The organism is Bradyrhizobium vignae, from assembly GCF_004114425.1.
GTDB classification, from domain to species: Bacteria; Pseudomonadota; Alphaproteobacteria; order Rhizobiales; family Xanthobacteraceae; genus Bradyrhizobium; species Bradyrhizobium vignae.
Genome location: NZ_RDQF01000043.1, coordinates 40,516 through 66,696, shown reverse-complemented (window position 1 = coordinate 66,696; position 26,181 = coordinate 40,516). Strand labels below are relative to the sequence as shown.

Genomic DNA, 26,181 nt, shown 5'->3' with positions numbered 1-26,181 from the left:
ACATAAAGTCCGCCGTCGAACGGATCGGCTCCAAAGGCCTCGCTCACCAGCATCGCCAATGAGTCCATGCCGCGGCGGAAATCGACCGGCTGCGTCGCAATCCAGATCGACAACCCAGATCGAAGCCGGCATGTACCAGGTGATGGATTACGCGGAGAAGAGCGTCCTGCCGGAAGGCACCGTCGTCAATGCGACGGCGCCCGCGGCCGTCGGCATGCGCAGCCTGACCTGCAAGATCACGCACATGCTCACCTTCGGCGTATTCTCCCGCGCGATACCCGAGCGCATGCCGGCCTGCTCGGCTGGCGGCATGGCGATCGTCACGGTCAAGACGATGGACCACGCCGGCCGCGGCGTCATGGCCTCGCTTGGGCCGGTCGGCGGCGGTGCGGGCGGCATGGCTACCGGCGACGGCAGCGACGGCTCCGGCGCCAACAACGCTTTCCTGCGCAACACGCCCGTCGAGATCAACGAACTGGAAGTGCCGATCCGCATGCGGCGCTATTGCCTTGCTCCCGACTCTGGCGGCGCCGGAACTTATCGCGGCGGACTCGGCCTCACCATGGAGTTCGAGGTGTTCACGCCGGGTACCACCGTCACGGCGCGCAATCGCGACCGCACGTATTTCGCGTCTTGGGGCGTCTTGGGCGGCGGCGCGGGCGCCAACGCGATCTTCACAAGAAATCCCGACGGTCCGGACACGGAGGCGCTCGGCAATACCGACGTGGTGCCCTGCAAGCCCGGCGACCGGATCCGCCTCGTCGGCGCGGGTGCTGGAGGATTTGGCGATCCGCTCCTGCGCGAGCCGCGCCGCGTGCTGACCGACGTTCTCTCGGGCTACGTCTCGCTCGAGGCCGCCCGCCGGCTGTACGGCGTCCTCATCGACGGCAGCCGCGTCGATGAGGACGGGACGCGCAGGCTACGCCAGGAGATGCAGAAGGCGCGGCCGGAGCAGCAGAAGGACGTGTTCGATTTCGGCCTCTATCGCACCGCGTTCGAGACCCGCTGGACCGAGGCGCGCTATCGCGAACTCACCGACATCCTGGCGCGTCTGCCAGTCGCATGGCGGTTCTTCGTCAAGCATCAGCTGTTCGACGCGCTCGACGCCCGTCTCAAGGCGGGGCGACCCGAGGAAGATGCCGAGCTGGTGCGAGAGCTCTTCGACGAACTGGCGGCGCGCTACCCGACGCTACGCACCTCGGAGCGCCAGGCCGCCGGCTAAACGCAAACGCAACCCGTCGACCGAAAGAACAGAGTGACACGCCAAGGAATGTTTGTGTCCTCGAATCTCTAACGACAACCGGATAGGTGCTCCATGATTTCTCGCCGACTTCTTTTCTCAATGATGGCAGCTGCACCGGCAACATCCCTGAACGGCCTCGGCAAGGCCGAAAAACCGCAAAGACGGCACGATCCGCTGGTCGCAGCCGCTCAGCAAGGCGTGGCAATACGTGAAGACAAAGCTGAAGCTCGATCGCGCGGACCTGACTCTCTATTCCACGCGGCACCTGATGGCGGATTGGTTGGACAATGAAGCGATCGCACAACGCACGCGCGACCGCATTCTCGGGCACGCCAGTGACGTCCGCGGCCGCTATGGCCGCAAGGGTATCCTTGATCCGCAAATTGCTGCGAAGATCGAGGCGCTTGAGCCGCCGGTGGTCAAGCAGATGAGAGAAATCTTGCTCGCCACGAAAAGCCGCGCGGATACCGGCGAGCTCACGGTCCTTAAGACGTACTGAATTGCAAAGTTCGCAGCCTTGTTCTGAATGGCGCGCCATTCAGAATAAAACAGCGAACTCCTATGTAATTGAAATCATTATGCAAACTTTCGGGCTCCGCAACACGCTGCGCCTAAAAATTGCAGCCATAAGGATCTTGCTCGAGCTAGCTGGGCCAGACGCCTGACCCATCTGGGTCATGCAAGAAGTCTTACGATAGCGACAATCGGAGCGGCAGCGGCTTCCACCCTCTGCACGGACGTCCGTGAGTTCGTCATCCGTTCCCCTCCGCGGCCCGTGGCGCTATTCCGCAATGAAGGACGTTAAATGAACAAGGTTCTCGCTGTTTTCGCCCTTGCCGTCGTCACTTGCCTCGCGATATCGGCGTACGCCCAGCAAAACCGCGCAAAGCTCGATGCGCCGGGCAAGGTGGCGTTTGGTTCGAGTTACGAGCAGGCAAGTGGTGTCCTCGGAAAGGACGCGGAACCCTATGCGCTCGATCCGCCACAGCCGGGCATGAAGGCGCTTCTTTGCGACAAGTGCGCGCCTCTGCCCAATGTGGAGGGCTTCACTATGTATTTCCAGGATAATGGCGGCCTCGTCCGTTTGGAGGCTTTTGCGATGGCCGGAGGCTTCAAAACGGTCGACGAATGCCAGAAGGCCGACAAGGACATGATGCCGAAGCTCGTGGAAGCGTACGGCAAACCGGACTCGAACGCGGCTGCCAAGAAGGGCGACGCGAGCGAGCGGATCGCCTCGTTCAAGTTCGCGGACGGCGCTCTCATCCAGCACATCAGCAACATTTCCAAGCCTGGGCGACCTTGCACCTATACGGTCGTCTACAAGGAGGCCTCGCGCTGATGCGCTTTGCCGAACGACCAAATGGTCCATGGTGCGTCGGATGTCGAGCCTACGGAAGCTCCTGCATGATTATGGGTAATCCTAATGCGAATTTTAGTGTCGGTGATATTCGTTGCGACGAGCCTTGGCCCGGCCTTGGCCGGTGATTTCGGGTTTGCCTTCGATAACTTCGAGCAGCAGTTCAAGAAATCTCAGGACCTCGTCAACATCGATCTAGGCCTTGAAAAGGTGAAATGCGACGGCGACGGAAAATCTCGGGCCTGCACCTACAAATCCAAAGCCGGGACGACCGTGATCATAGGGACAAAAGGCAGCCAGGCTGAAGACATGATCGCGGTATTCGAGAAACCTGGCGCGAAAGCAGGCTATGAGTTTCTTGCGGTATCAGCTTGGGCAATCGCCTTTGGGAGTGGCGTCTCGGATCCGAAGGAGTTCGGCGCACAGTATAAGGCAGCGATCGACAGTTATGTGAAACAGGCAAACAGCGGCGCCCCCCAGATCGAGGTCATGGTGGGAAACTACAAGTGGACGATGTTTCGGGTGAATCCGAAAAAGGACGAAATGTTTGTCAAAGCGTTGAATTAGTAACTCGTGAGCATTGCTTCGACTGTCGCGTCCAAGCTCGCAAAGAAGATGCGCGCCGTGCCGTCGACTGCAGAACATCCAAACGAAATAGGCTCCGGCGGTACGATCCGGATTTGACGTCGACGCCTTTTCCGCGTCCGCGAGCGCCCTATCAGTGGACCAGCCGCCGCAATATGCGATCATCGCAAACTCCTTGATATTGAAAGCGCTGAAAACGGACGCCGCTAACGTCCTTTAAGGTTTCCAGTTCTTCCCTAGCCTGGGCGTCGGCCGGATCGAGCCGGTAGGCTTCCTGATAGTCAGCCAAGGCCAGATTGAGCTGCATGGTGTGCAACTCGTATAACAGCCCCCGGTTGAAGTACGCCGATCAGTATTTGGGATTGAGCTGGATAGCCCTGGTGAATTCGGCCAGCGCATCATTCTGGTTGAAATCCTCCAGCGCTTGGCTGTGTTGCTTGGTATTTATTTAGTACCCCGATTATTGGAGGCGCTTGGCATACCTCGGATTCAGACGAATGGCCTGGCTGTGGTCGGCAAGCGCCTTATCGGGCCGGTTGAGCTCCCCGTAGACTTTGCCCCGATTATAAAACGCTGGGGCAAAACCTGATAAGATGAAGAGCTGTGCAAAATCGGCCAGAGCTTGGTCGAATTGCCGACGTTCCAGGTAGATGATCCCACGACCATTGTAGGCGTAGGGATCGTTGGGCAGCAGCTTGATAGCCTGTTTGTAGTCAGCCAGAGGCTTGTCCGCCTGCTTGTATTGACCATGGTGGGAGCCCCGCTAATTCGCACCGCCATACGACTCGCGATGAGGGGGCGTTTAGCTAAGGCTTCAGCCGTCGCATGCAGAGCTGCTTATCTTCCGGCTTGTGGTGGAAGCCGTATTGCATGCATCCCTTGTCTTCTGCCGGCGTATATTTCGAGATATTCAGATAGATTCTAGACGGCTTGCCCTCGCCATAATAAAGGTCACCCACGATCTTGGCTGCGTTATCGGCAATGAAATCGTGTCGGTAGAAGTTGCCATCCTCTGCGGTCTTCTCGTAACAGCCGCGGACGAGATTGAGGAGCCTGTCGGTTCGCTCCTCCAGCTCGCGCCTCGTGGTTTTCAGATATTCCCAATCGCAAGCATAGGTCGGAACAATGCGTAGCGTGATGTCCGCGTCTGTGCCGACTTGAATGACGCACTTCGCTGGCGTTACCAGGAATTCCTGCGAAACAGTCACAGGCGTGACGTACGAATCGATGGCCGCCATGTCGCTGATCTTGACACCCTTGCTGCCCAACGTCCCGGGCTCGACAAACCATTCGACCTTCTTTTCCCTGGTGATGCCCGCAAACAAGGTCGCGGCGTGGCCAGTGACGGATCGGATCTGATTGCAAAATTGCCCGTTCTTTTGGCTCGCGTCGGCTTGCTTGACGGCGGGCGTTGACCGCTCTTCCTTCGCTAGCTTGTCCGCCTGAATCTCCTTGAGCTGCCGCACGAGTTGCGCCAGATACTCCAAATCGGCCTTGGCGCAAGCCTTGGCTTTGCGGTCTTCTTTCTCGCGAACCCAGCCGACATACATTTTGTCGACGGGCCCGCTCTGGCACCCAGCCTCGATCAATTTGACTTGCATGGTGTAGTAGGTCTGATTGTCTTTTAGAGCATTCTCCGCATCTATACAGCGCAAGGCGTCGTCCCGCTGTTTGGTCAGTCTGTTGTACTCGTCCCGGTCGATTTCCTTCCGTTGGTACTTGTCTCCAATTGGGGCCATCGTCGCATATTTGAGATCCTCGATGGCGGCACGTTCGCGGGCCACAAGATTTTGAGCTGGCTTCTGCTCTGCGTCCAGCCGGTTTTGGACGCTGAAATCCGGCGGGCATCGATTGGCTGCGTGCGATCCGAGCGGATAGAAAATGAAGGCGACCGCGATAAGCAGGCAGGCCCGCCGAATGAATTCGTACATGTATCGTTTCCTCTTGCCGACTCTTCAATTTCTGAGGCGCGCACGTGCCTTGTCTTCGCCTACGCCCATGGCGTTAGTGACAGCCACGAATGGCGGGTCGCGTTTTTCGGAATGTTCAAGGAATGGCACGCGCGGCGGGTGGCCGTCATCCGCCTGACCCGCTCCCCGCTTGAAACAGGCCCGACAAAATCCTGATCCCTCCGAACAGCATCGCGCCCCAGGCGATGACGACAAAGCCGGAACTACGCGACGCCATCATCGAGAAGACGGTCACGATGATCCCTGCCAGTAGGATCAGAGCACCTGTCCAGATCTTGTTTGAAGCTGAATTCTGCACTCTACAAGCTCCTTTCGATCGCATTTTCGAGTAATCGGTCTTGACTAACTAAATGGGTGCAAGCGGCGTCTTGCATGCGGGCTTGCGCTCCCGCTTCATGCCGAAGCTGTCGGCGCAAAGACAACCGAAGGCGCCGGCCGATGCGTACAGGCGCGCGCTGACGCTCGAGACTTCCGTTTTGACGGAGGTGACCCGTTCGCGCGGAGAGACGCGGACAGTCACGGTGCAGAACAGGTCTTCGGTTCGCCGCTCGCCCTGCTCGGTATGGATTTCAGCTGCAGCACGCAGCTGCCACTCATAGGCCTTCGCGCCATGAGCGAGCATCTTGAAGCCGTCCGGCAATCCGAACTCCTGCATCACCTTCTGGATGTGCATTCCGAGCAATGGACTCCGCGTTGCACCGATGCTCGGTGCACAACGAGCAAGTGCCAGCATGACGGCAAGCGCCAAGGCAACACGGCTCGACGTGCGTGCGACTAGGCTTGGCGGGAATGTTATTCGAATGCTCACGAGCAGGCTCGCCTGAGCGCATGCAGTGACATCCCTTGCAGGTCGAGGGAGATAACGGAACGGCCGACGAGATATCGGCTTGCAATCTTCCGCAAACCGCTCGCGACTTCCCCGAGAGCGCAGTCATCGGCATCCCGTGCCGCGTACAGCGTGTTGACGAAGGCTCGCTCGAAATCATCTCGCGCGAAATCAATCGCGGCGCGCAGGAGAAAGCGGGACGCGCGCCGGGAGAAATGCGGCCCCTCCCGTAGCGCTGCGTACCTCTCGGTCTGAACGAAGAGGCGGTCGCGATCGTCTCCGTCGGAGATGTCCGGAGCGACGTAGCCGCAGGTCGGACATTCCTGCAGCCAGACGCTCATGTTGAACCGCTCCATACCGGAAGGGGGCTGATCGATATCCCGGGAGCCGATCTCGTTGGTGCTCAGAAGGACCGATTGCTCCGAGGTCTGCCCGCAGCAGAAACACCGCACGTTGCTTTTGCGGTCGTTTGTCATGGAGCGACCGAGCGCAGGATGAGCACAGCCCGGCGGCCTCGGCGCAGGCGCAGCCAGATCACGACAGGAGGAAATTCGAGCGACATGCCATCAAACGACAAAATTCGGACTAGCGACCGCTACCGAACTAGCTTGCGGCCGATGCGGCTGCATGACCCAAACGGGTCAGTCAGCTGGACCGTGCTCCGGAACGTCATGCCTGCGGTTTCGGCGTGCCGACTGCTGCCCCCGATGGCGCGGTTCTATAATACCGCAGGCTTTGCGTTCGCCATTCCAGGTGCTCCGTAGAATCCCGGACCAGCCTTGCACATCGCCCTGCTCTCGCGAGAATTTCCAAGCTGGCGTTCATACCTTTGGAGGAGGGTGTGAGTCGGCTGGCACACAGGCCATTTTGGCCTGCCTGTGCCAACTGCCGTCATAAAACGGCAATTGCAGGTTTACGCGGAAGGGGGACCGCTCTTGGGGACAAATGGAGTTGATAACGATCGGTTGTCGAAAGTCATCGATCGACTAGGGGAAGCCGCCATCGATCCCGCCGCTTGGCCCGCCATCATGGACGACATCTGCAGAGCGGTCGGCGCATCAGCGGCCATCCTTCTCCAGAGCGACGTTCGAACGCCAGACGTCCCACGGACGCAATCGATCGATGAGGCCCTTCAGCTGTACTTCAAGCATGATTGGCACCTAAGAGATCCGAGAGCCGCTGGATTTCCGCAAATGATGTCCGGCGAGATCGTCACCGACCACGACGTGCTGACGCCGGAGCAGATCCGTTCCGATCCCATGTATAATGAGGTACTGTATCCGTTCGGGTTTCAATGGTTCGCGGGTGTCGGCTTTTGGGCCGAGTCCGCCGCCTGGGCGCTGACCCTGCAGCGAACGGGTCGCGAGGGTTCTTTCGAGGCGCGTGACAAACGCTTGCTGGCGCGGCTTGCACCGCGACTGACGGAAACGGCTACCCTTGCCACTGCAGTGGGCCGCGTGGCGCTCACGTCCATGACCAACGTGCTGAACCAGGTTCAGCAGCCTGCACTCGTTCTCAACCGCCGGGGAATGGTGCTGAGCACGAACGCGGCGGCCGATGCCGGATTCGACGACGACATCCGGATCAGCAACCGGCGGCTGATGGTGCGCGACAAGAGCGCGCTCGCGAAACTTGATCAGCTGGTCGACCTGATCCGGTCGACACCCGACAGCAACGCGTTACCTGCTGCACCCATTCCGGTTCGGCGAACGGCAAAGCCTCCCGTCGTCATCCGCGTGTTGCCCATCGATGGCGCGGCTCGCAACGTATTTCTGGGGGCACGCGCGATGCTGACGCTCTCTAACTTGCTGCCGCGCCCGGGCCCGGACCCCGGCCTCATCGCCGAAGCATTCGATCTGACACCGGCCGAATCCCGATTGGCCGCGCTGCTCGCAAGCGGGATGTCAATTGACGGCGTCGCCGAGCGGCTGCGCATTTCACGCGAGACCGTTCGCAATCACCTGAGATCGGTTTTCTCCAAGACCGGCATCCACCGGCAATCGGAGCTGATCAGCCTCGTTTCACAGCTGATATGACTCCTGCAAAGGCTCGAACCCGGTGCATGCGAACAAATCGTGCCTCGGCTGACCCATTTGGGTCATGCCCGCGGGCTCGCCGGCAACGCAGATTCTCCATGTCAAAACTTGCTGATGTCCCGGCCATGTCGCGATCTCGCAGACCGCTCTTGATCTTCCTGATGACGGCCTCGCTGCTGTTGGCCTACCCCGAGTTAGGCCTCGCCGGATCATGGAAGTTCGAATTCGACGCGCGAGACGATCCTTCCCTAACCTATTCGCAAGATGGCAAGATCATCTTCCTGCTCAGCTGCGGTCACGCCTTTGCCTTGCACGCGAAATATCCGGGAACGCCGAAGACCTCCGGCAGCGCATCCATCGAGATCAGCAATGCCAGCGCGCGCATGACATTGCGCGGCGAGTTCGAAGAGCCCACCGCGGACGATCAAACCACCTTCGTCCAGTGGGACCTCGGTTTTGCAAGGCAAGATCCTGAGCTCTATGGCAAGCGTTGGGACAAGGTGAGTTCGCGCCTGCTCGACCTGATCGCCAAGGCAGACCCGCTGACGATCGCGAGCGGACACCAGCGCTATGAGATCCCGCGGGTGGACGTTCCCGGCTGGCGCCGGCCGATCGAAAAATGCGGCCGGGGCCCGTGACATAGGCTGCGAATTCTCGAATCCTTTTGTCGCCTGCAGACGGATAAAGAGACCGTAGTTGTCCAGGGTCTTGTGTGATCGCTGGATCGCACCACGTAGGTCGGCGCCGAGTCGGCGGCGGCCGAGCAGATAGTCTTAAGGAGAACTCTCTTGATCAAATTTACCTCACAAGCCCGTTTCGGTCGAAACGCGATTCTATCGTTCGGGCTAGTCGGGATCGCCTCGGCAGCTTCCCAGATGTGCTTTGCCGCAGACCCGCGGTGCTCTGCCATCTACGACAAGCTAGGCGCAGAAGAAAAGGCGGCCGAGAACCGGGTCGCGCGTGAGCGCGCAGCAATTGCGGATCTACATCCGCCCCGCGAATTGGAGGAGATGCGAGAGAAGTACATGGCAGGCCGCTTGTCGCCCGAAACCTACAATGCCGAGCGCAGAAAATGGGATCAGGGCCTGGCATGCATCAATGCCGAGGCGGAGCTCAAATACTGGCGTCTCGGCTACGACAAGGAGGTGGCATACAAAGAGGCGGGCTGCCAGCGCGAGCCGATCACCAAGCACAAGGTCGAAGCCGTCAACGAAAGGACGAAATGGAAGTCCGAGGCGTGCGGAAAAGCGGATCTCGAATATCTGGCGGGGATGATCAAGCGACTCAGTGAGATCAAAACAGACAAAGCTGCGAACGAGGAGCCTCAGACGCCCGTCGTGAAGCAAGCTGACCCGAGTGCGCGGAATACTGAATTTTGCAAAATGTTGCGATCGGTAGCTGACAATGCACCCTCCGCTTTCAAGGCAATTACAGGGCAAAGGGTAGACAAGAAATTTGCGGACAAGATCGCAATCAGCGAGATGGTCGGCGTGGACACGTTCTCCACGCCGGTGGCGCTGTCCCTCGATTTCTTGGGCACGAGTGCGAAGTGTACGATAAACATTGGCAACGAGCACGAACCGAACTTGGCGCTAAGGTCCGCCCCCAACTACGACTGCACTTGGGATTATGATCAAAGAGTTGGACCAGCGAGCCGATAGGATGGCTAACATGAGCCGCGGTTGCTTTCAGGAGATTTCCGAGGGGCCGAGCGAGCCATTTCGGCATTCGTTCACAGCCGATGCGCGGGTGGTGCTCTACGTCACCTCATACTACGGGGAGAAAAAGCCATCTCATATCTCATTGACTGTCGAGCGCGACTTGCCTGGAGCGTTCGGCTCGTGCGTCAAATACAGTATCGACAAGGACCCCCGCGCAAAGCAGCTCTGCTTGAAGAGGTGGGAGCGGCAATAGCATTAACTTAGTTCGCAGTTCAGGCCAGTTCGTGTCGCGACGGGCTAAGATTAGACACCGCCTGCCGTTGGTCAGATGAGGAATAAACCATGAAAACGTACCTGTTGGTCATTTTGGTCTCTACAATTCTGAGCACCTGCCACTCCGCTCAGGCCAAGGCAGATGAATGCAAAGACGCACGAAATGCCTTCCTTCGCTTTGAAGACAAGTCTTCCGAACGATTCACTAGAGCCGTAAATAGCGCGCCGCCGATGAAAGATGCAGCATCGGCGAAAGCGTTCTATCAAGCGCTGTGCAAGGCTCATACTGACAACATTCGGGAGTTTGCCGAATTGAGGCAACTACTGTTTGCTGCCGTCAATGCCTGCAACATGGCGAAGGCCGAAGCAGATTCGTGGCTCCACACACTCGATCAGTCCGCGGAGGCAGGAAAGAAGGACCAGGAGGAATACTGCAAGCGATCAGCTGGCGATAGGTGTCCTCAGCCAAAAATATCCACGATGGCCGGAATGAACATAGCAAGGCGTTGGGCCTTGTTGAGCATCGCCTTCAGCTTGAGCAGGTACGAGTGAGCGAGGAGGCAATGACATCAGTTGAAACGACCGAACACGCACCCCGGCGCAAATGGGGCTGGATATTCGTCGCCCTCCTCTTGGTCGAGGTGGTCATCTTCAGCATACACGCTCACAACCTGACGGAAGAAATTAAGTACTTGCGCAGCTATTTGAACAGGACAATCGCCGAGCTTACCCTGGTCAAGATCGACAACCGGACCAAAGAGCTCGATAGGTCTTATCTCATTTCGGGCGCGTCTCTGATCGGCACATTGGTGTGTGTGTGTGCGGCCCTCGGCTTTCGCCGGCGCAAGACTCCTGCGGAGTAGGCACCGCAACCGGGGGGAGCTTCTGATGGACCGCTCATGTCGCCATTCTTCCAGCCGTTACAGAGCGGTCACGGCCTCAATGCTGATTTGCCTCCTCAGCGCCGGCGCGTGCCATGCCGGATGTCCGAATGACTACGCCAAGCTGGACGGCCACGCTGAGCAGGCGACGGATGCTTTCAACAGTGCCGGCGCGTCGAGCCGCTGCATGACCGCGCGAGCGCTCGTGCGCGCCGAACAGATGCTTCTCAGCTTCGTCGAGGATTATCAGGTCCAATGCGTGTTGGATCAGGAGATCATTGACGTGCAGCGGCGGCGGCTCAGCAAGGCCATGGCGGCTCAAGATGGTTCGTGCGGCCACTGAGCTATCTTTTTTTGGGTGCCCAACCGAACTTGTTTCTATTGTTCGTCATGAGCTTCTGAGCTTCGGACGTCGGCGAGCCCTGCTTGCAGAACTTCTCCATGACGACCAAAGTCACCTTCGTCACATTCCTCTGTGCTGGTAATAGATCTTCCTCACCCGGAAGCGGCTTGCTTTCGCCATCTGGGCCGAACGTACCGCCACCGATTATTTCGCGGTTTCCCGCGCCGTCTGGATCGGCCGAGAAGGAGATGCGGAAGGGTTGTCCTGCTCTCAGGTGCAAGGTCGCTGTCAAACTGGAACGGTTGGAAGCAGTGCTCACCCACGTGGCGACTTCCCGATCCAGTCTTGGGCATTCCAGACTTACGAGACCCTCCATCACGAGCCGGAGCAGTGGCTCGTGGTCGGTACCTTCGGCATTGGCGGGAAGGTTTATCAGAAGCGGGAAACATGCGGCGATAGCATGAAGAGTCTTGCTCCTCATATTGCCTCATAGCGATTGTGGGGAGTTTCCGCCCGGCTTGGGACGCCGACAGACGTCAGTGCGATCAAAGACGGGAGGAAGAAGTGTCATCACAGAACCGCAAGCGTCTCGGGGATTCTCACGAGCTTCCTCCAGGCTTTCGAACAATCTTCAAATGGCGCGCGATCGCCTTGACCAATTCCGGGTCGGCCTCGCCCCTGTCCGGCTCCGACTCGCGGGCAAGCGCCTCCGCGATCGTATGCCGGCCGCTGTCTCTCACTTCGATCCTGCGGCGATGATAGGCCACGATGTCGGCGAAAGGATGCTCGAGCTCTTCCGCCATCAGCTCGGCGATCAGCGCCGCGGCGGCATGCCAGCTCGCCGCCCGCCGCAGGACATCGAGCAGCAACAGGCGGGTGTCGAGCGATGTGAGGGGACCTTCGCCGAGGTGACCGGCGGCTCTGAGCCGCAAGGCGGTCGCGTCGGACGCCCGGCCGCTGTCATCGGCCACCCAGGCCGCACGGAGCGTATTGAGAAAAGCGGATCTCCGGTCCCCGTAAAACGCATCCTGGGCCGAGCGAACCAGGAAGCGGCGCGACGCCGGCTCGGCCAGGGGATCGAGCGAGGCGGCCCGGAACTCCGGCGTGTCGACGAAGCTGCGTGCCTTCGCATCACCCTTGTCGATGCTCGGCGCAACGTAACCGCAATAGGGGCACTCCTGCAGCCACGCGTCGACGGTCGAGCGGAACATTCCCGGCGGGCGCTGGTCGAGATCGCGCGAACCGAAGGAGTTCGAGCTCATGAGCTCCCAGCGTTCGGAAAGCATGCCGCAGCAATAGCATTTGCGCTTTATCTTGTCATAGTCCGTCATGTGCGCTCTAGCCCGCCGCTCCCCAGCGTTTCCTCAGATTGCTCCGGAATCTGTCCGACGCCCGGACAAGCTGTTCCAGCACGCCGTCGCCATTGCCTGGCAGATTCGCGATGCCGGGGCGAAAGATTGGCTTCTTCGCGTCGAGCAACATCCGCAGCATTGCAAAGCTACGCTCCAGCATGGGCTCGGCTTCGTCGACGCTCTCCTCGGCATATCCCTTGGCCAGCTCCGTGAGAATCCACAGCAAGGCGGGGGCGTCATTGCCATACGCTTTTTCGCGGATCGCAAGCAGCCGCTTCAACAGCGGCTCGGCCCGCCGAAATTCCCGGCACTCCACATAGGCGCGTATCATGGCTTCGAGCGCATTCTGAACCTCGAAACTGTCCGGCCCGAATCGCTCTTCCAGAAGGTTCAGGCCAGAATCGAACGCGGAGACGGCCTTGCGGATGCGTTCGTGCCTCGTTCCACTTTGCTGCAGCTTGCTGGCATTGGCGTAGACGATGGCGGCGGCGAGCAGCGACCGAGCAACTTGCTCGCTTCTCGCTCCGAAGATTTTCTCCTTCAGCTCCAGGCTGCGCTGGAGATCGGCCTCGACGTCCTTCCATTTCTCCAAGCGCGCGCTCGTCTCCGCCAGAAGATCGACCGCCTCCGCAACTTCGACGCTATCAGCGCCATGGAGCTTTTCCTTGATCGCGATGCTTCGCTCGAGCAATGCCCGTGCCTTCCGATAGGGTACGTTCGACCCATAGCGTTGGGCGAGGGCTTGGCATTCGGCTGCAACCTGGTTGCTCGTCTCGCCGAAGACCTCGGTCTTGACGGCCAGCCGTCTCAGCTGCAGCGGTTCGAGGTCTTCGAACTCCACGCCTCCCGCCTGACCGATCCAGGTATTGAGATCGGAAAGTGTCGCTTCGGAACCATGCAGGGCTTCCTCGATCGCAAGACAGCGCTCGAGAAAGGGGATGGCCTCGACGGGATCTTCATGCTGGCAGATCACCCGGACGAGCGACCTCAAGCCGGTCGCGACCTCGTCGCTGACCGGTCCGAAGCGCTTTTCAAGTCCCGCGATGTGCTTGAGGTGATTGGGTGCATAGAAGGACGTCATGGCGATTCACCTCCCTTGTCCTCATCGTCAGGGTCGTCCGGCGAACGCTCGCTGCCGTCGATCTCGATGATCTCTTTATCGCCAGGGACGATGGGCGACCAGCGCCGAGGCGGGGTGATGGAATCGCCCGCAGCGATGCTACCGAGGGCATGGGCCACCCGATCAATCCCGGGACCGGACGCCTCGCTCATCTGCCTGAAGTCGTCGTCAGAGAAACCCGGCCAAAGCTCCCATAGCGCGTCGAAGCGATCGTCCTCTTCAAGACTAAGGGTCTCTTGCAAAGCCCCGACGCCAAGCCGGACGACTTCGTTCATGTCCGCCTCGCGGCCGTGCTGAAGCAGTCGGTGGGCGAAACGAAGCAGCAGCTTGACCTGATGCGGCCATTTGTCGACGGCGCCGCCTCGCAGCGTCGACGTGAAGTCCTCGACACGACCATACGTTGCGAACGTTTCGATGGCGGCTTCGAAGACCTCAAACAGCTTCGCCGGCTGATCGGCGATCAACACCGCTTTTGCATTCAGACTGCGCGCGATCAGAGGTCCGATGTCGTCATGCCGGCCAGTCGCAATCAACGTCCCTACCAGAGCATCGAGCGTAGCGACGAGCTCCGCGTCGTCAGGCGCATGCTGCTCATCATGGATGGCAAGCGCCCGGCGCAGCAGCGGCTCGGCCTCCGCCGGCCGGCCGGGAAGGAGGAGTCGGCTGATATTCAGCACCCTGCACGCCACCTCGGCCGGGGCGGCACCATGGCTCTCGACGATCTCAAGGCTGCGCCGGAAATAGGATACGGCCTGGTCACGGCCAAAAAACTGGCGCTGATACCAGCCGGCGAGCGCATCGAGACAGGGCACGAGATCGAGGCTCATTGGGCCCGCGAGGCTCTCCCGGATCGCCAGGCTTCTGCTGAACAACGTTTGCGCATCGCCCTTGTCGCTGCGCTCCGCACATTTCGCCCAACGCTCCAGCGCATCGGCAACAGCGATGTCAGCGCCAAAAATGTGTTCCCGGATTTCCAGGCTGCGGCGGAAATAGGGTTCGGCGCCCGAATAGATGCGGTTATCGGCGTACCACAGCGCGAAATCCTCGAGGGCGTCCGCGAGCCCCAGGTCGTGCGGACCGAACTCCGATTCGAGCTGCGCGATCTCTGCGAGTTTTTGTTCGATGGCTGACGACACGCCCGGCAAATGCCTCGAGAGTCGAGTTTCAAAGGTACGCGACGCGTTTCAGCACCCCGCATCCCCGTGCTCGCTGCGGAGTTTCGCCAGCAGTTCAGCCGTTCGGGCGTCGTCTGCGTTGGCCTCGAGCTGCTTTTCGTACATCTTGCAACGCAGACTGTATTTGGCCGACGGAGATTTCCTTGCATTCGGCGCCTGCACCAATCGATGGGGTGGCTTGGCAGACTCCCTCCTGGCCACGTCCGCATTCTTCAAGGCGATCTTCTCGTTTCTCGCATCGCCAGCCTTTCTGAACTCTAAAGCCGCCTCCCGGAAGCGGTCTTCGGACGTGGACCAGTCCGCGGGTCCTCCGCCGGACTGACCGGCAACACGCGCTGCGGCCTGACCGGCACTGAAGAGTGTACGGGCGTACCGCGCCGCCGCGGCCTTGGCGGGATCATCTTCCGCGGGGCTCGGCTTTGCCGGCAAGGCAGCGGCGGGCGGCGGCGCATCCGGGGCCGGCGACGGCGTCCTGTCGATTCCGAGAACGTCCGCAGCAACGTTATTGACCGCAGATCCGGAATCCTTGGCGCGTGCGCTGGCCGGTACCGCTCCGATCCGGGTTGCAACCGCGGCGCCGCCGTTCGTCGACATCGATTTCCCGTCGGGCGCGAGCGTGTAATTCCACGACCCCAGGCTGTTGGTGTAGGTCAGGACGTTTCCCGAACAGTCCAGGTGCCCTGCACGCAGGAGGGGTGCTCGCTGCACAACGCCCTGCCATCGGGGGTTATGGTGCCTCTGTTACCACTGCCCGAATGTCTCCAGTCCCCGATGAACTTTGCCGCGCAACTGGATGGCGGCGCAGCCCCGGCGGGCACAGCACAGGCCAACAACAGCAGAAGGGCGATCGAGCGTCTCATATTAGGTTCCCCAAAAAGCAGCCGGTCACGTCGATCAGTGCGCGGTGCGGTTGCAGAATTCTCCCGCTTTGACGCAAGACTGATTGGCGCTTCGACATTGCGCATAAGCATCACGATCGGCTTCCTCTGCGGTGCTTCGGGCGACAGCTCCCCAGCCGGTCCCGGTACTCGTCCAATACAGTGAAATACAGGCATCGGTGGTCAAAATGACCCGGCAGGCGACCCCGGCGCTATTACTTCGACAGCGGTCCATGGAATCGGCTTGCGCCTGGCTCGCAGTGACTCGGTCCCATGACATTCCGTAAGCGAGGCGGCTGGTACTGCTTAGCGCAAGCGCGCCGTACCGCTTGTTCGGGACACAGTCGTTTCCCGACAGCGTCTCGTCGGGGCCACACTTGGTGGTCGCGATCTTCCCTTCCAGAGAAGCGCTTGGCTTCGGAATATCGCCTGACGAAGGTTCGCTCGATAGGCTGGAGATGTTGGTATTGTTGCCGTTGGTGAGTCGGTCCGTGGCTTCCTTGTTGAAATCGAGCTGAATTGTGACAGGCTTAGTTGCACTTCCGACATCGCAGCCTGCCGCCCGAACAGGCGCGTTACCTATCAGGGAGATTGAACGCTCGTCTGTTATCGTGGCCGCCACATCAAACGAAGCTGGGGGACAGCCCTTGCGGTGCAAATAGCTCTTTCCGCTGAGTGCACTTCCTCTTCTATAGCCTTCGAATAAGACCGTTCCTACTTCGATTCCCGCAGCCGAGAGACCTTCTCGCGGTTCAAAGTAGACAGCTGACCGCCTCTGACCGTCGCTCAACCACTTGAGCCTTGACCCGTTGTGATCCCAAATTGATTCGCCTGCGTGGACAGGGTGAACAATAGCCAACATAGCTCCGAGCGCGAGCAGGCTCCTGGTGAACATTCACGCCTCTAATGCTGCAGTGCAGCGACGACCCCTCCGGCTGTCATAACGCCAGCCCTAGGCCACCTGCAGGTCAAACTAAGCAAACGCTCATCTGTCGCATGACCCAAACGGGTCACGTCTTGCGAGCCCCCAAATTTTCGGTCGCAATCCGGTTTTACCCTTCTTCGGACTGACGAATTAGTCGGACGCAATCAAACGACGCAAATAGTTAAATTGCACTATAATTGACCATGAAGTTGAGGAGGAGCATAACGGCTACCGGAATATGAAATGGTTTGATCACCTTATGCTTATGCCTTTTCGTCGCCGGTAGGCTGGCGCACCGCGTGATCAACGGCCTGCCTGTTCGTCCGCAGCGTAAGGGGACGTCATCCATGACTTCGCTGAAGCTTAGAATTATGGCAGTCACAGCCGCGATGCTGTTCTCGACCGCTAAGCGCGCAAGCGCTATGAATACATCCTGACGCAAAAGGATCTCGACCTCTATCCGATCATCATGTCGATCGTGCATTGGGGCAACGTTCACATGGTCGACTCGCGCGGACGACCGTTGCTGCACGAACACAAGAACTGCCATAAGATGTTTGATCCCGTCATGGTCTGCTCGGAGTGCGGCGAGCCGCTGACGGCGAAGGCGGTTCACGTCCATCCGGGCCCCGGCGCGCGGAAACCCACACGCACCGGCGCGGCCGCACGATAATTCGCGAGTAACATTCACCACTGACGCGGCTCAGCAGTCGCCGGCCGAACACCAGCATTGCCTCGGACGAACCAGTAGTCGGAAACAGATTCGTCAGTTCCGCCGGGCAGACCAATACCCCGAACAACGCGCCCCTCCCGAATAGCCGCTCCACGTTCCCCGACCGGTATGGCTCGAGAGCCGACCTGAGCCGGACGCATATTTGTCCGAAACGGTCACCGAAGCGCGGACGGCGCCCGAGCGCGCCACACGGCCCCTGAACCTCACGAGGTTGGGATGTGTGACGACCCCGTCAGTGATATTGACGGAAAACGTGTAGGTCGGATCGCACGCGCCCCTTTGCGTCACGAAGAGAAGGTCCCAAGAGCCGTCGTAAACTGTGCGGGCCTGTGCGACCGATACAGAGGCGACTAGGCAACTTGCGGCGATCGTATGAGTGAGAAGGTTTTTCATTGTCTGCTCCATGTGTGTTTTGGCCAATCGGCTCGGTTTGCAGATATCAATACGGCGCATGCCGCCGGGCACGCATGGTTGATCACTCAGCAGCAAGGGCGCGGTGTCGCAACGGCAATTCGACCCGCCCCCATACATCCAGCAGCGCTTGCGCGAGCGCATCAATGATCCCGTCATCGTGATATGGCGTTGGCGTGATGCGGAGCCGCTCGGCAATGCACTTGCATCTATGATGCTCATCACAGAGCTCCTCAGTCGTGTTGCCGTTCGATGTCGGCACTGAGCAATCGCTGGACGCTTCGTGTGCCTTGCTTCGTCGCGATCGAACATAGTTAAGGGACCGAGCGAGTTCTTTGCGTCACATGCTTTTGTTTTGTCATTTGTTGCTGGCCAATGAAGACGGATGCAGATGCTGGATGATGGCCGTGCGTGTTTGAGAGTGGCGATGACGCGACCTCCGGATTCACGCCAGCACCGGAAGAGCCTGTCTGATATCAGCCGGCGACGAATCGTGTTGTCGCGATCCAAACTCGCGGCGATATTGGCCGGGCGCCCGACCTGTTGCCTGGCTGAATGCGCGTGTGAAACTGGCTTGGTCGGAAAAGCTGAGCGCCAGCGCAATATCCACCAACGATCGATCACCTTGCGTCAACAAGGCTTTCGCGCGATCAAGGCGCCTGATGCTGACATAGCGATGAGGAGAATGTCCGACGGCCTGCTTGAAGGCGCGGGCAAAATGGTATCGGCTCAGACAGGCGATCGAAGCCATGCCATGCATAACATCGTTGCGACCCACGGCACCGGATCCGGATCGGATACGCGCTCGACCTCATCGATCAGCTTGCGTGCATCCTGCGAATGATCGGAATAGACGGCCGCTTCGACAAAGTCGGCCAGCGCGAAGAATTGCAGGCCAGAGTTGAAAGCCGGATCGGCCGGCGCAAACAGCCGCTGCAGATGCTCGAAGGCCTCCAAATGCCGACCGGCACCGATGGCCGTTATGCCGCGCCCCAACTGCAGCATCGCAAGCAGGAAACTGGCGCCAGTCGACAAGACCAGGCGCTCCGCTTCCGTCGCGCATGTCTCGGCCTGCTCAAGCCTGCCCTGCATGCCCGCAAGCTGCGCTTTCACGATCGTGGCCGCTGCGGTCCATACTGCAGATCCGGTCTCCTCGGCAAAACGGGCGGCTTCCTCAGCTTCTCGCCTCGCCCCGATCCAATCGCCGACTTCCATTTCAGCCCATGCCTGAGCGAACAACGCTCGCGCCAAATTGCCGATTCGCCCCTGTTTGCGCAGCCCCGCGGTAGACTCAGCCAGGAAACTTACACCAAGATCAAACGCGCCGATGACGTTTGCAGTGCTTCCCAGGATTCGCGCAACATGAGGATCGTGGCCGCCCTTTTGCGAAAGCAGCTTCAGCCCCGCGTATACCTCGCTGCTTCGTCGAAGCGGGTCGGAATAGGCGGATATGGCGATGCCGCGCGGGTCGAGCTCCGATAACTCGAGTGATCTTGCGGCGGTGAGGACGCTCGCGCGAAGCTCGCTACCCGCGTTGCTCCACCAGCAGCGTTGCGCCGCTCGCCAGAGAAGATTGCTCGCCAAGTCCTTCGCGCCAGCCGCGCGCGCCTGGTCGGCAAGATTTACGAGGGCGGAAATCCTGCCGAGATCATTGACCATAAGAGGTTGACTCATCTCGCGGCACCAGCCGACCCGGGCGCCGCCCAGCCTATCCGACGGCTCCACCTCGGCTTCCCGCAACAGATGCTCCAGCAACCCCGGTCGACCAAGGTCGGTTGCAATTTCGGCGGCCTGCAAGAATCGTTCTCTCCTGGCCTTCGCCGTGCTGCTCAGCTTTGCCGCGATCTGCAGAACCTCCATGGCCATGGTGTTGGCGCCCCGGCTCTGCGCACGGCTCGCCATGAGATCGAGTTCGGCGGCCAGGTCGTCGTCGGGCCCCACGGTCGCCGCAGCACGATGCCAAAGCCGGCGGTCTTGATCCTCGATGACCGCCGCAAGCGCGGAATGAACCCTTTGGCGCGTTGCAACGTCGGCGGTTCGATGGATCGCGGATCGCACGAGCGGGTGTCGAAACCGAACCTGCATTGCATCGAGATCGATCAGCTGGGCGGAGGCGGCGGGCGCAAGGGCGTCGACTCCGATATTCTGGGCCAGCAGCACTTCGCCGGCGCGCAGGATTTCGTGGAGAGACGTTCCGTCGTTTTCAGCGGCAACGTTCAACAGCATCTGAGTGGCGCCCGGAAGACCGGACAAGCGGCTGGAGAAGGTGCGTTCAAGTCGCTCCGTCAAGGGAAGCCATGGAGCTTCCCCGTCGTCCTCAGTTCGCAAGTTGTGCGGCAACTCTACCAACGCCAATGGATTGCCGGCGGCTTCCTTGAGAAAGCGGTCGCGCAGCTTCCCGGAGAGGTCAGGGGCCCGGATGTCGAGCAGGCCAAATGGAAGGGAAAAACCCTCTCGTAGAGCGAGCAGCAGAACGATCGAATCCGCACTCAGACGCCGGGAGACAAACGACAGCACGTCACGCGTCGCTTCATCCAGCCATTGCGCATCGTCAACGACCAGGAGGATCGGTTTGTGAGTTGCGCTTTCAGTGAGCAGCGTCAGCGTTGCAAGCGCGACCAGCCAGACATCGGGTGGTTCAGCAGCTTCCTCGCCCAGCCCGAACGCATTCAGCAAGGCAGACTGCTGGCGGGGCGGCAACGCCTTTGCCAGCTTCATGAGTGGACGCAACGCCTGCTGAAGTCCGGCAAACGCCAGATTAACTTCAGCGAGCACGCCGGTCATGCCCAATACGACGATGTCCCGTTCACGGGCCCTATCTTTGGCCTTCTCGAGCAGCGCTGATTTCCAATCCCCGGTGCCCCGCTGATAAAGAGAGTTGCCCCGCCGTCATGGATCCTGTCGAGAAGCTGATCGATGAGAGCAATTTCAGTTTCTCGCCCAAGCAGTGAAAGTTCTCCCGAACGCGGGGCGCGCGCGCGCTGATTTTGCTGCGGTGGCGCAGTTTTTGTCAGCCGTTTCGCCATTCCCCGTTCCGGAGCAATCCGTTCGGGTGATCTCTCAACCAGAACTCTGGGCAACATCCTAGCATGCGCCGGCGACGAGGGCATCGGGGTGCTATCCAACTGCTTAGGCGGCGAGGTCGGAAATGCCTGGGTCTTGCTGCCCACCCTTGCTGTTCCGGGCTTCGATGGCCTTGACGGAGTTTTCAAAAGCCTTTTCCAGAACACCCCTGCCGATGGTCCCGAGCACGAAGCCGAGCAGCCGACCCGTCAGGTTTCTGCCGTCGCGTATCACGACCACATCAATGTCGGTCGTGCCGTCGGGTTTACGGGTAAAAGTATAGGTGTGACCCGAGGCGCCACTCCACACATTGGAGTCGGTTGTCGTGAGGACGACGTGCTCAGGATCAGACCAGTCATAATGCAGGCGCTCCCAGATTCCGCCTGAACCTTCAGTGACATCGGCATGCGAGCCGGTCCGATGATGCACCTTGAGATACGCATCGCTGCTGTTGTCAAACAGCTTCGAGCGGCCGGGCCCGAAATCGGTCAGGCCGGCCACGTACTGCTCGGGCGTCGCCGTGGTAGTTCGATGAAGGTGGATGGTCGACATATGCAGTTTTCCTTGGCGGTGCTCCTTGGTGAGCGCAGCCGTTCAACTCGGGTTCAGTTCGAGGCTGTGTTCGGTTTGCGAACGAGCACGCTGTCCCCTTCCCGGCTGATTTCGATCACGCCCGCTGGCTGCGGTGTCGAGAGCAGCAGGCGCTGACCAGGTGTGAGAAGAGATACGACGCGGAACGGTGTTCCTGTCTCGCCTTGCGCCAGAGTGGCGACCACGCGAAATCCATCGCGCTCGACGGTGTAGTAGGCGACCCCCGATATCCCGCCGAGGTTAATGCTCTTGGCCTCAATGGGACGCAGCCCTTCTGCGTGGGCCGCCGTCAGAGAAGCGATACCGAATGCGGCGGCGAAAAGCGTGTTGCGGATTGACATGACGATTGCTCCTAATGATTGGCGATCGAGCACGGCGAAGTCGTTGATCACGACAGCGGTTCGCCGCCCCGATGAATCCAGGTTCCGTTGATGGCGATCGGTGTGCTGTCGGGCTGCCCGTTGACCGGATCAGCCGGCGGGAAGACGCTGTCGTAGATTGACCGGGCTTCTCGTATCAGGCGGAGCCGTTCGCGCTCGGCCTTCGGGATAAATTGGATGACTTCACCCATGTTTCGCCTCCAGTTCGTGACGCCGTTTCCGGCAGGTCGTGACTGGGAGGTGGGGCGAAAGGCCCGGGTCAACAGGCGGGGAAACCGGGAGTCATCCTTCCGGATTTTGGAAGCTCGACAGCGGAGTGAGCACCGCCTCGGTTTACTCCGCGAAAACCCGCTTCAGCCGCGGGGCTGCAAAGTCCAGAAACGCTCTGACCTTGATCGGCAGAAACCGGTTCGCTGTGTAGACGAGATTAACCGGCATTGGCGGTGGCTGGAATTCATCCAGTACGGTCATCAATGCTCCCGCTTCCGGACCAGCTTCGAGTTGGTAGGCAAAGGCGATGGAAATTCCCACGCCAGCGCGGGCTGCCGTACAAGCCGCTTCCGCGCTGCCGACGGTGAGCCGCGTATGCACCGGCGCCGCGATGGTCGCCTTGCCTCTGACGAATGTCCAGACATCCGGTGGCGAGAAGCCAGGATAGCTGATGCAATCATGTCCGGCCAAATCTTCCGGCGTGCGCGGCGTTCCGCGCGCCGCAAGATAGGCGGGACTGGCGCACACCACCCGGCGCGTCCTGCCGAGCCGCAGCGCGACCAGGCTCGAGTCCGGCAATTCGCCGATGCGCACCGCGACATCGATTTGCTCCTGGGCAAGGCTCAGCTTCTGGTCGGTGGGGATCATCCTGACCTTGATGTCCGGGTAGGTCTTGAGGAAGTCCGCAATGATCGGCATCAGAATGATGCGCCCAAGGCCCAATGGGGTGGTCACGGCCAGCTCGCCCGTCGGCGTGGTATACTCGCCGGAGGCGGTACGCTCCGCTTCGAGCACATCGGTGAGAATGCGCTTGCAAGCCGCAACGTAGGACGTGCCTGCATCCGTTAGCACCAGCTGCCGGCTCGATCGGTTGAAGAGCTTCGTCCGCAGGTGAGCCTCGAGCTCGGATACGTTGCGACTGACTGTTGTGAGCGGCGTTTTCAACCGCCGCGCCGCCGCGGACAAGCTGCCCTGCTCGACCACGGTCAGAAAGGTCGACATCGCTTCCAGGCGATCCATCGGATCCCTTCCATAATTCGGGAGGATACCTTCCGATTTTGCCATATCACCCCGGACTGCGGAAGACGGCATCGCCGGGGGTGATCCGGATGGCCCTTCGAGCGAAGCGAGCCTTCCGCTGCCTGGAAGGACCCTTTCCACCTATGGCCCTTTCTGAGGTGGGCTCTCCGATCGATGTCTTTGGATGATGACGCGAGAAGCGCCGCCTTCAAAACAGGAGAGTTCAATGACAAGGCATCTCGAATCCTATCGGTACGAAATCCAGTACAGCGACGACGCCGACTTCGTCACGTATCAGCGCAAGTCGAGCGACGGCGTTTGGCAGACAGTCTCAGCGTGGATGATTCTAAATTCGGCGGATGACTGAGTGTTGGCCCACCATTGCGCAGCCGACCAGTCGTTCCTGTTCGGACATCCAACGACGCACCGGCGAAACTCTCCAGATTGTACTCGGTTCAATGTTTTTATTGCACCGAGTAATGTCTCGGATCATTCTGTCAACCAAGCTCGTAGAGGGGCCAGCATTCAAAGCCGTTTCACGGCGGGTTGACAGCGCCAGCCATGAATGTTGCTCGGAGCATTGAGATCCTCACTCGGAGCATTGGAGACCAAAATGCCTGCGGTAGTCTCGACGATCATCCTGCCTGCTGCCATCAAAGGGGCCGGGATAGCTTCTCGGCTGCTTGCCGGCGGTTGCGAGAGGTTCGCGGGCTATCTCGGCCGACGGACCGCCATTGCCTGCCTTCACGATCTAGACGACCGCGCACTGCGGGACATCGGCATCCGCCGTTTTCAGATCGAGGCCGCCGTCGACGGTCTCATCACATTCTCTGCACAAGCGGACGAAGGGATGGTGAGCGCCGCAGCGGTAGCGATTTCGCGCGAGCGCCGGCGCGCTCCAACCCTGGAGTCACAGCCATGGAGCTGACCGTAGCCACGATCCTGATCACCTTTGCCGGCATGTTCCTGATCTGCTTCATGAAGGGCGCGTTCGGCGGCGGATTCTCGATTGTGGGCATTCCGCTATTGTCTCTCGTGATGGATCCCGTTACCGCCGGCGGCCTTCTCGCGCCGTTGTTCATCGCGATGGACTTGTTCGCCCTTCGCTACTGGAAGCCTTCGACCTGGTCGAAGCAAGATCTTCTGCTGCTGTTGCCGGGCCTCGTGACCGGGATCGGACTGGGCTATCTGCTGTTCCGCTTTCTTGACCACCGCGCCATCGCGATCGCGATGGCCGCGACCACCTTGATCTTCGTGGCGCTGTGGCTTGCTGCAGGCGCGGAGGTGATAACGCGTCCGCGTTCGACGCCGAAGGCCATCACGGCCGGCCTCGCCTCGGGCGTGACGACCATGGTCGCGCATTCGGGCGGACCGCCGCTCGCGATGTATCTGCTGCCCCTCGGCCTCAGCAAGGAGGTCTACGCAGGAACGACAAGTCTGTTCTTCACTGTCGGCAACGCGACCAAGGCCGTCCCGTGGCTCTTGCTAGTGAGGCCGACGGGAAACGTCTGGACGTTGATGGCGATTTGCCTGCTCGCCATTCCCGCTGGCGTGTGGGCGGGTTGGCGGCTTCACGGAAGCTTGGACCAGCGCCAGATCTATCGGGTCTGCTACGGATTGTTGGTCGTGACGGCGCTGAAATTGTTATGGGATGGAGTTTCCGGCTACCTCATGTGAACCGGCTGTTCCCGCGGCTTGGTGTGGGACTCGCAAACACTAACAGCCCCTAACAACCAATAACGAGCAAATTGCGCTGCCTGTGCCAAGTTAGCTTCGCAACAATGATGAATGCGATCCTGGAGCGCCACATGGAGATGCAATCAGAGCAGCCGGCCGCCGCAGGCCGCTATGAGCAGTGGCCGCACCGTGGCGTTTGGGATCGGCACTGTCCAGGCGAGCTGCTGCTGTCTTCGACGGATCGGGGTTGGTCCGGCCTGTCGGCCGAATTGTGCACTGCTAGAAGAGGCGTTGGCCCGTGGAGGACCCCACCATCCGATATCCGGATTTGCGTGGCCACCCGTAGCAATCAAACGATTCTCACGCGGCGGGCGCCGGGCATCGAAAGTCGGATAGTCGCCGAGCGAGGTACGGTTTGGCTCTCTCCTCCCGGCTTGCAGGAGGGTGCGGTTGATTTCGCTGAAGATCTGCCGGAATTCTTGCACATCTATCTTCCGCTAAGCCACTTCGCGTCGAGCAATTTCCACAACGAGACCGGTGAATCGGCAATCCACGCGCTAAACTACGAAACGGCTTTCGAAGATCCGCTGCTGGCCGAGATCGGATTTGCCGTAGCCTCCGAGCTAAAGATTGAAACTTCAGCCGGCAGTCTGTTCGTCGAATCCCTCGCATCTAGTCTGGCGGCGAGGTTGCTTCAAAAGCGAGCCAGCGTATCACGCACTCAACTTTTTCCTCGTCGTGCTCACCATGGGCTCGATCAGCGCAGACTCTTTCGTGTGCTGGACTACATTGATGCGAACCTGGAGGGTGACCTCAGCCTTGAAAGTATGGCAAGGATCGCGTGTCTAAGCAGATACCATTTTGCGCGAGCCTTTCGACAAGCCGTCGGAGAATCTCCCCATCGCTACGTCAGTGCCAAGCGCCTGGAGCGGGCGAAAGCCCTATTGACACGTGGCGATCGGCCCTTGGTGGACATCGCGTTGACGCTCAACTTTTCCAGCCAAGCCAATTTCACGCGAGCCTTCAAGCAGGCGACCGGGCAGGCGCCAGGTCAATATCGTCAAACGGCGGGATCACAAGCATCCAAATCCTCTCTGATGGACGCCAGGCATTCACTTTCGGTTTTTGCCTGAGCCTGCATATCGTTTGCGAGCCAGCGGCAGCAACACATGACAAGACGAGAGCACGCGCTGCAAAGCACGCGGGCCGTCATACGACTATCTTCGCCGGGCTAGTCATTCACTGAAAGGCCGCTCGACGTGCCGATACGTCAATACTTCGTGTGGGTGGGAGGCGCCCTCCTCGTGTTGCTGTTTGCGGCTGACTGGCTGCTCCCAGCGCCTCCTGCATATTCACATTCCGCGGTCGCTCCGAGCGAACGGGCCAACCTGCGCATCACTTCGGACCAAAAATGGCCGGAGCGGGTGGTGTTCGACACCGCTCACGCGCCAGTGACACACTACATTGCTGA

Annotated in this window: 33 protein-coding genes and 2 pseudogenes; 15 read left to right on the top strand and 20 right to left on the bottom strand. The window is 59.9% G+C overall.

Annotated features, from left to right (window positions below):
- A partial coding sequence (gene tnpB, locus EAV90_RS41840) for an IS66 family insertion sequence element accessory protein TnpB (protein WP_208738550.1) occupies positions 1 to 113 on the bottom strand: 113 nt, incomplete at its 3' end.
- A gap of 17 nt (positions 114 to 130) precedes the next feature.
- Between tnpB and EAV90_RS28405 the strand changes: the two genes are divergently transcribed.
- The 4 genes from EAV90_RS28405 (at position 131) to EAV90_RS28390 (ending at position 3,167) form a co-directional block, all read left to right on the top strand.
- Positions 131 to 1,222 carry a hydantoinase B/oxoprolinase family protein gene (locus EAV90_RS28405; protein WP_208738549.1) on the top strand — a complete coding sequence of 364 codons (1,092 nt, stop codon included), beginning with the start codon at positions 131 to 133 and terminating at the stop codon, positions 1,220 to 1,222.
- Positions 1,223 to 1,451: 229 nt separating this feature from the next.
- Positions 1,452 to 1,742, top strand: coding sequence for a site-specific integrase (locus EAV90_RS28400; protein ID WP_244607922.1), 291 nt, complete (start codon positions 1,452 to 1,454; stop codon positions 1,740 to 1,742).
- A gap of 306 nt (positions 1,743 to 2,048) precedes the next feature.
- The gene (locus EAV90_RS28395; protein WP_122401680.1) at positions 2,049 to 2,582 is read left to right on the top strand and encodes a hypothetical protein; all 534 of its coding nucleotides are present in this window, start codon (positions 2,049 to 2,051) and stop codon (positions 2,580 to 2,582) included.
- Between the two features lie 84 nt (positions 2,583 to 2,666).
- Entirely contained in the window at positions 2,667 to 3,167 is a 501-nt protein-coding gene (locus EAV90_RS28390) for a hypothetical protein (RefSeq protein WP_122401679.1), read from the top strand.
- A gap of 151 nt (positions 3,168 to 3,318) precedes the next feature.
- On the opposite strand, the gene EAV90_RS39720 is transcribed toward EAV90_RS28390, so the two are convergent.
- The 6 genes from EAV90_RS39720 to EAV90_RS28365 form a co-directional block, all read right to left on the bottom strand.
- Positions 3,319 to 3,492 carry a hypothetical protein gene (locus EAV90_RS39720; protein WP_160118795.1) on the bottom strand — a complete coding sequence of 58 codons (174 nt, stop codon included), beginning with the start codon at positions 3,490 to 3,492 and terminating at the stop codon, positions 3,319 to 3,321.
- A 153-nt stretch (positions 3,493 to 3,645) separates the two neighbouring features.
- On the bottom strand, positions 3,646 to 3,885 hold the full coding sequence (locus EAV90_RS41835) for a hypothetical protein (RefSeq protein WP_376707283.1): 240 nt from the start codon (positions 3,883 to 3,885) through the stop codon (positions 3,646 to 3,648).
- A gap of 106 nt (positions 3,886 to 3,991) precedes the next feature.
- Positions 3,992 to 5,116, bottom strand: a complete 1,125-nt coding sequence (locus EAV90_RS28380; RefSeq protein ID WP_129145360.1) for a hypothetical protein — start codon at positions 5,114 to 5,116, stop codon at positions 3,992 to 3,994.
- Between the two features lie 145 nt (positions 5,117 to 5,261).
- Entirely contained in the window at positions 5,262 to 5,453 is a 192-nt protein-coding gene (locus EAV90_RS28375) for a hypothetical protein (protein WP_129145359.1), read from the bottom strand.
- A gap of 48 nt (positions 5,454 to 5,501) precedes the next feature.
- The gene (locus EAV90_RS28370) at positions 5,502 to 5,795 is read right to left on the bottom strand and encodes a hypothetical protein (RefSeq protein ID WP_164937139.1); all 294 of its coding nucleotides are present in this window, start codon (positions 5,793 to 5,795) and stop codon (positions 5,502 to 5,504) included.
- Between the two features lie 164 nt (positions 5,796 to 5,959).
- The gene (locus tag EAV90_RS28365) at positions 5,960 to 6,457 is read right to left on the bottom strand and encodes a hypothetical protein (protein WP_122401676.1); all 498 of its coding nucleotides are present in this window, start codon (positions 6,455 to 6,457) and stop codon (positions 5,960 to 5,962) included.
- A 717-nt stretch (positions 6,458 to 7,174) separates the two neighbouring features.
- On the opposite strand from EAV90_RS28365, the gene EAV90_RS28360 reads away from it, so the two are divergent.
- From EAV90_RS28360 to EAV90_RS28335, 6 genes are all read left to right on the top strand, one after another.
- Entirely contained in the window at positions 7,175 to 8,017 is an 843-nt protein-coding gene (locus EAV90_RS28360) for a helix-turn-helix transcriptional regulator (RefSeq protein WP_164937138.1), read from the top strand.
- Positions 8,018 to 8,142: 125 nt separating this feature from the next.
- Positions 8,143 to 8,655 (top strand): hypothetical protein, encoded by a 513-nt coding sequence (locus tag EAV90_RS28355; RefSeq protein ID WP_129145357.1) that lies wholly within the window; start codon positions 8,143 to 8,145, stop codon positions 8,653 to 8,655.
- A gap of 150 nt (positions 8,656 to 8,805) precedes the next feature.
- A complete protein-coding gene (locus tag EAV90_RS28350) occupies positions 8,806 to 9,678 on the top strand; it encodes a hypothetical protein (RefSeq protein WP_129145356.1) in 873 nt (290 codons plus the stop codon).
- Positions 9,679 to 10,020: 342 nt separating this feature from the next.
- On the top strand, positions 10,021 to 10,503 hold the full coding sequence (locus EAV90_RS28345; RefSeq protein WP_129145355.1) for a hypothetical protein: 483 nt from the start codon (positions 10,021 to 10,023) through the stop codon (positions 10,501 to 10,503).
- Between the two features lie 11 nt (positions 10,504 to 10,514).
- Positions 10,515 to 10,814 (top strand): hypothetical protein, encoded by a 300-nt coding sequence (locus EAV90_RS28340; RefSeq protein WP_129145354.1) that lies wholly within the window; start codon positions 10,515 to 10,517, stop codon positions 10,812 to 10,814.
- Between the two features lie 25 nt (positions 10,815 to 10,839).
- Positions 10,840 to 11,175 carry a hypothetical protein gene (locus EAV90_RS28335; RefSeq protein ID WP_129145353.1) on the top strand — a complete coding sequence of 112 codons (336 nt, stop codon included), beginning with the start codon at positions 10,840 to 10,842 and terminating at the stop codon, positions 11,173 to 11,175.
- Between the two features lies 1 nt (position 11,176).
- Here the strand turns inward: EAV90_RS28335 and EAV90_RS28330 are convergent, their stop codons facing one another.
- The 6 genes from EAV90_RS28330 to EAV90_RS28305 all read right to left on the bottom strand — a co-directional run bounded on the left by EAV90_RS28330 (position 11,177) and on the right by EAV90_RS28305 (position 16,595).
- Positions 11,177 to 11,656 carry a hypothetical protein gene (locus EAV90_RS28330; protein ID WP_129145352.1) on the bottom strand — a complete coding sequence of 160 codons (480 nt, stop codon included), beginning with the start codon at positions 11,654 to 11,656 and terminating at the stop codon, positions 11,177 to 11,179.
- Positions 11,657 to 11,774: 118 nt separating this feature from the next.
- Positions 11,775 to 12,506, bottom strand: coding sequence for a hypothetical protein (locus EAV90_RS28325; RefSeq protein WP_122401668.1), 732 nt, complete (start codon positions 12,504 to 12,506; stop codon positions 11,775 to 11,777).
- 7 nt (positions 12,507 to 12,513) lie between these two features.
- Complete coding sequence (locus tag EAV90_RS28320) at positions 12,514 to 13,500, bottom strand: tetratricopeptide repeat protein (protein ID WP_129145351.1); 987 nt, start codon at positions 13,498 to 13,500, stop codon at positions 12,514 to 12,516.
- A 104-nt stretch (positions 13,501 to 13,604) separates the two neighbouring features.
- On the bottom strand, positions 13,605 to 14,783 hold the full coding sequence (locus EAV90_RS28315; RefSeq protein WP_129145350.1) for a tetratricopeptide repeat protein: 1,179 nt from the start codon (positions 14,781 to 14,783) through the stop codon (positions 13,605 to 13,607).
- 48 nt (positions 14,784 to 14,831) lie between these two features.
- Positions 14,832 to 15,416, bottom strand: a complete 585-nt coding sequence (locus EAV90_RS28310; protein ID WP_129145349.1) for a hypothetical protein — start codon at positions 15,414 to 15,416, stop codon at positions 14,832 to 14,834.
- Positions 15,417 to 15,716: 300 nt separating this feature from the next.
- Positions 15,717 to 16,595, bottom strand: a complete 879-nt coding sequence (locus EAV90_RS28305) for a DUF4189 domain-containing protein (RefSeq protein WP_129145348.1) — start codon at positions 16,593 to 16,595, stop codon at positions 15,717 to 15,719.
- A gap of 445 nt (positions 16,596 to 17,040) precedes the next feature.
- Here EAV90_RS28305 and EAV90_RS40835 point away from each other — a divergent pair.
- Positions 17,041 to 17,298, top strand: a pseudogene (locus tag EAV90_RS40835) (winged helix-turn-helix transcriptional regulator); the annotation flags it as partial.
- A 535-nt stretch (positions 17,299 to 17,833) separates the two neighbouring features.
- Here the strand turns inward: EAV90_RS40835 and EAV90_RS40830 are convergent.
- The 7 genes and pseudogenes from EAV90_RS40830 to EAV90_RS28260 all read right to left on the bottom strand — a co-directional run.
- Positions 17,834 to 17,962, bottom strand: a pseudogene (locus EAV90_RS40830) (5-aminolevulinate synthase); the annotation flags it as partial.
- 252 nt (positions 17,963 to 18,214) lie between these two features.
- Entirely contained in the window at positions 18,215 to 18,520 is a 306-nt protein-coding gene (locus EAV90_RS28285; protein WP_244607921.1) for a helix-turn-helix transcriptional regulator, read from the bottom strand.
- Positions 18,499 to 20,568, bottom strand: a complete 2,070-nt coding sequence (locus tag EAV90_RS28280; protein WP_430644754.1) for an ATP-binding protein — start codon at positions 20,566 to 20,568, stop codon at positions 18,499 to 18,501. Before EAV90_RS28280 ends, EAV90_RS28285 begins: the two co-directional genes overlap by 22 nt.
- A 330-nt stretch (positions 20,569 to 20,898) precedes the next feature.
- Entirely contained in the window at positions 20,899 to 21,384 is a 486-nt protein-coding gene (locus tag EAV90_RS28275; RefSeq protein ID WP_122401661.1) for a hypothetical protein, read from the bottom strand.
- A gap of 53 nt (positions 21,385 to 21,437) precedes the next feature.
- Positions 21,438 to 21,815 (bottom strand): hypothetical protein, encoded by a 378-nt coding sequence (locus EAV90_RS28270; RefSeq protein ID WP_244607920.1) that lies wholly within the window; start codon positions 21,813 to 21,815, stop codon positions 21,438 to 21,440.
- The gene (locus EAV90_RS28265) at positions 21,812 to 21,994 is read right to left on the bottom strand and encodes a hypothetical protein (RefSeq protein WP_122401660.1); all 183 of its coding nucleotides are present in this window, start codon (positions 21,992 to 21,994) and stop codon (positions 21,812 to 21,814) included. Before EAV90_RS28265 ends, EAV90_RS28270 begins: the two co-directional genes overlap by 4 nt.
- Positions 21,995 to 22,136: 142 nt before the next feature.
- Positions 22,137 to 23,033, bottom strand: coding sequence for a LysR family transcriptional regulator (locus tag EAV90_RS28260; RefSeq protein ID WP_122401659.1), 897 nt, complete (start codon positions 23,031 to 23,033; stop codon positions 22,137 to 22,139).
- Positions 23,034 to 23,259: 226 nt separating this feature from the next.
- Between EAV90_RS28260 and EAV90_RS39715 the strand changes: the two genes are divergently transcribed.
- The 4 genes from EAV90_RS39715 to EAV90_RS28245 all read left to right on the top strand — a co-directional run bounded on the left by EAV90_RS39715 (position 23,260) and on the right by EAV90_RS28245 (position 25,843).
- Positions 23,260 to 23,400, top strand: a complete 141-nt coding sequence (locus EAV90_RS39715) for a hypothetical protein (protein WP_164937136.1) — start codon at positions 23,260 to 23,262, stop codon at positions 23,398 to 23,400.
- A gap of 246 nt (positions 23,401 to 23,646) precedes the next feature.
- Positions 23,647 to 23,961, top strand: coding sequence for a YjiS-like domain-containing protein (locus EAV90_RS28255; RefSeq protein ID WP_122401658.1), 315 nt, complete (start codon positions 23,647 to 23,649; stop codon positions 23,959 to 23,961).
- Positions 23,952 to 24,710, top strand: coding sequence for a sulfite exporter TauE/SafE family protein (locus tag EAV90_RS28250; protein WP_122401657.1), 759 nt, complete (start codon positions 23,952 to 23,954; stop codon positions 24,708 to 24,710). The genes EAV90_RS28255 and EAV90_RS28250 overlap by 10 nt, the downstream gene beginning before the upstream one ends.
- Positions 24,711 to 25,042: 332 nt before the next feature.
- Positions 25,043 to 25,843, top strand: a complete 801-nt coding sequence (locus EAV90_RS28245) for a helix-turn-helix domain-containing protein (RefSeq protein WP_244607919.1) — start codon at positions 25,043 to 25,045, stop codon at positions 25,841 to 25,843.
- Positions 25,844 to 26,181: the final 338 nt, after the last annotated feature.

Bases quoted from the DNA above. Each gene is read 5' to 3' on its own strand.
- EAV90_RS28405 (WP_208738549.1), top strand. From the start codon at position 131: ATGTACCAGGTGATGGATTACGCGGAGAAGAGCGTCCTGCCGGAAGGC.
- EAV90_RS28395 (WP_122401680.1), top strand. From the start codon at position 2,049: ATGAACAAGGTTCTCGCTGTTTTCGCCCTTGCCGTCGTCACTTGCCTC.
- EAV90_RS28390 (WP_122401679.1), top strand. From the start codon at position 2,667: ATGCGAATTTTAGTGTCGGTGATATTCGTTGCGACGAGCCTTGGCCCG.
- EAV90_RS39720 (WP_160118795.1), bottom strand. From the start codon at position 3,492: ATGCAGCTCAATCTGGCCTTGGCTGACTATCAGGAAGCCTACCGGCTC.
- EAV90_RS28380 (WP_129145360.1), bottom strand. From the start codon at position 5,116: ATGTACGAATTCATTCGGCGGGCCTGCCTGCTTATCGCGGTCGCCTTC.
- EAV90_RS28365 (WP_122401676.1), bottom strand. From the start codon at position 6,457: ATGACAAACGACCGCAAAAGCAACGTGCGGTGTTTCTGCTGCGGGCAG.
- EAV90_RS28360 (WP_164937138.1), top strand. From the start codon at position 7,175: ATGATGTCCGGCGAGATCGTCACCGACCACGACGTGCTGACGCCGGAG.
- EAV90_RS28355 (WP_129145357.1), top strand. From the start codon at position 8,143: ATGTCGCGATCTCGCAGACCGCTCTTGATCTTCCTGATGACGGCCTCG.
- EAV90_RS28345 (WP_129145355.1), top strand. From the start codon at position 10,021: ATGAAAACGTACCTGTTGGTCATTTTGGTCTCTACAATTCTGAGCACC.
- EAV90_RS28340 (WP_129145354.1), top strand. From the start codon at position 10,515: ATGACATCAGTTGAAACGACCGAACACGCACCCCGGCGCAAATGGGGC.
- EAV90_RS28335 (WP_129145353.1), top strand. From the start codon at position 10,840: ATGGACCGCTCATGTCGCCATTCTTCCAGCCGTTACAGAGCGGTCACG.
- EAV90_RS28330 (WP_129145352.1), bottom strand. From the start codon at position 11,656: ATGAGGAGCAAGACTCTTCATGCTATCGCCGCATGTTTCCCGCTTCTG.
- EAV90_RS28325 (WP_122401668.1), bottom strand. From the start codon at position 12,506: ATGACGGACTATGACAAGATAAAGCGCAAATGCTATTGCTGCGGCATG.
- EAV90_RS28310 (WP_129145349.1), bottom strand. From the start codon at position 15,416: ATGTCGACGAACGGCGGCGCCGCGGTTGCAACCCGGATCGGAGCGGTA.
- EAV90_RS28305 (WP_129145348.1), bottom strand. From the start codon at position 16,595: ATGTTCACCAGGAGCCTGCTCGCGCTCGGAGCTATGTTGGCTATTGTT.
- EAV90_RS28285 (WP_244607921.1), bottom strand. From the start codon at position 18,520: ATGGCTTCGATCGCCTGTCTGAGCCGATACCATTTTGCCCGCGCCTTC.
- EAV90_RS28275 (WP_122401661.1), bottom strand. From the start codon at position 21,384: ATGTCGACCATCCACCTTCATCGAACTACCACGGCGACGCCCGAGCAG.
- EAV90_RS28265 (WP_122401660.1), bottom strand. From the start codon at position 21,994: ATGGGTGAAGTCATCCAATTTATCCCGAAGGCCGAGCGCGAACGGCTC.
- EAV90_RS28260 (WP_122401659.1), bottom strand. From the start codon at position 23,033: ATGGATCGCCTGGAAGCGATGTCGACCTTTCTGACCGTGGTCGAGCAG.
- EAV90_RS39715 (WP_164937136.1), top strand. From the start codon at position 23,260: ATGACAAGGCATCTCGAATCCTATCGGTACGAAATCCAGTACAGCGAC.
- EAV90_RS28255 (WP_122401658.1), top strand. From the start codon at position 23,647: ATGCCTGCGGTAGTCTCGACGATCATCCTGCCTGCTGCCATCAAAGGG.
- EAV90_RS28250 (WP_122401657.1), top strand. From the start codon at position 23,952: ATGGAGCTGACCGTAGCCACGATCCTGATCACCTTTGCCGGCATGTTC.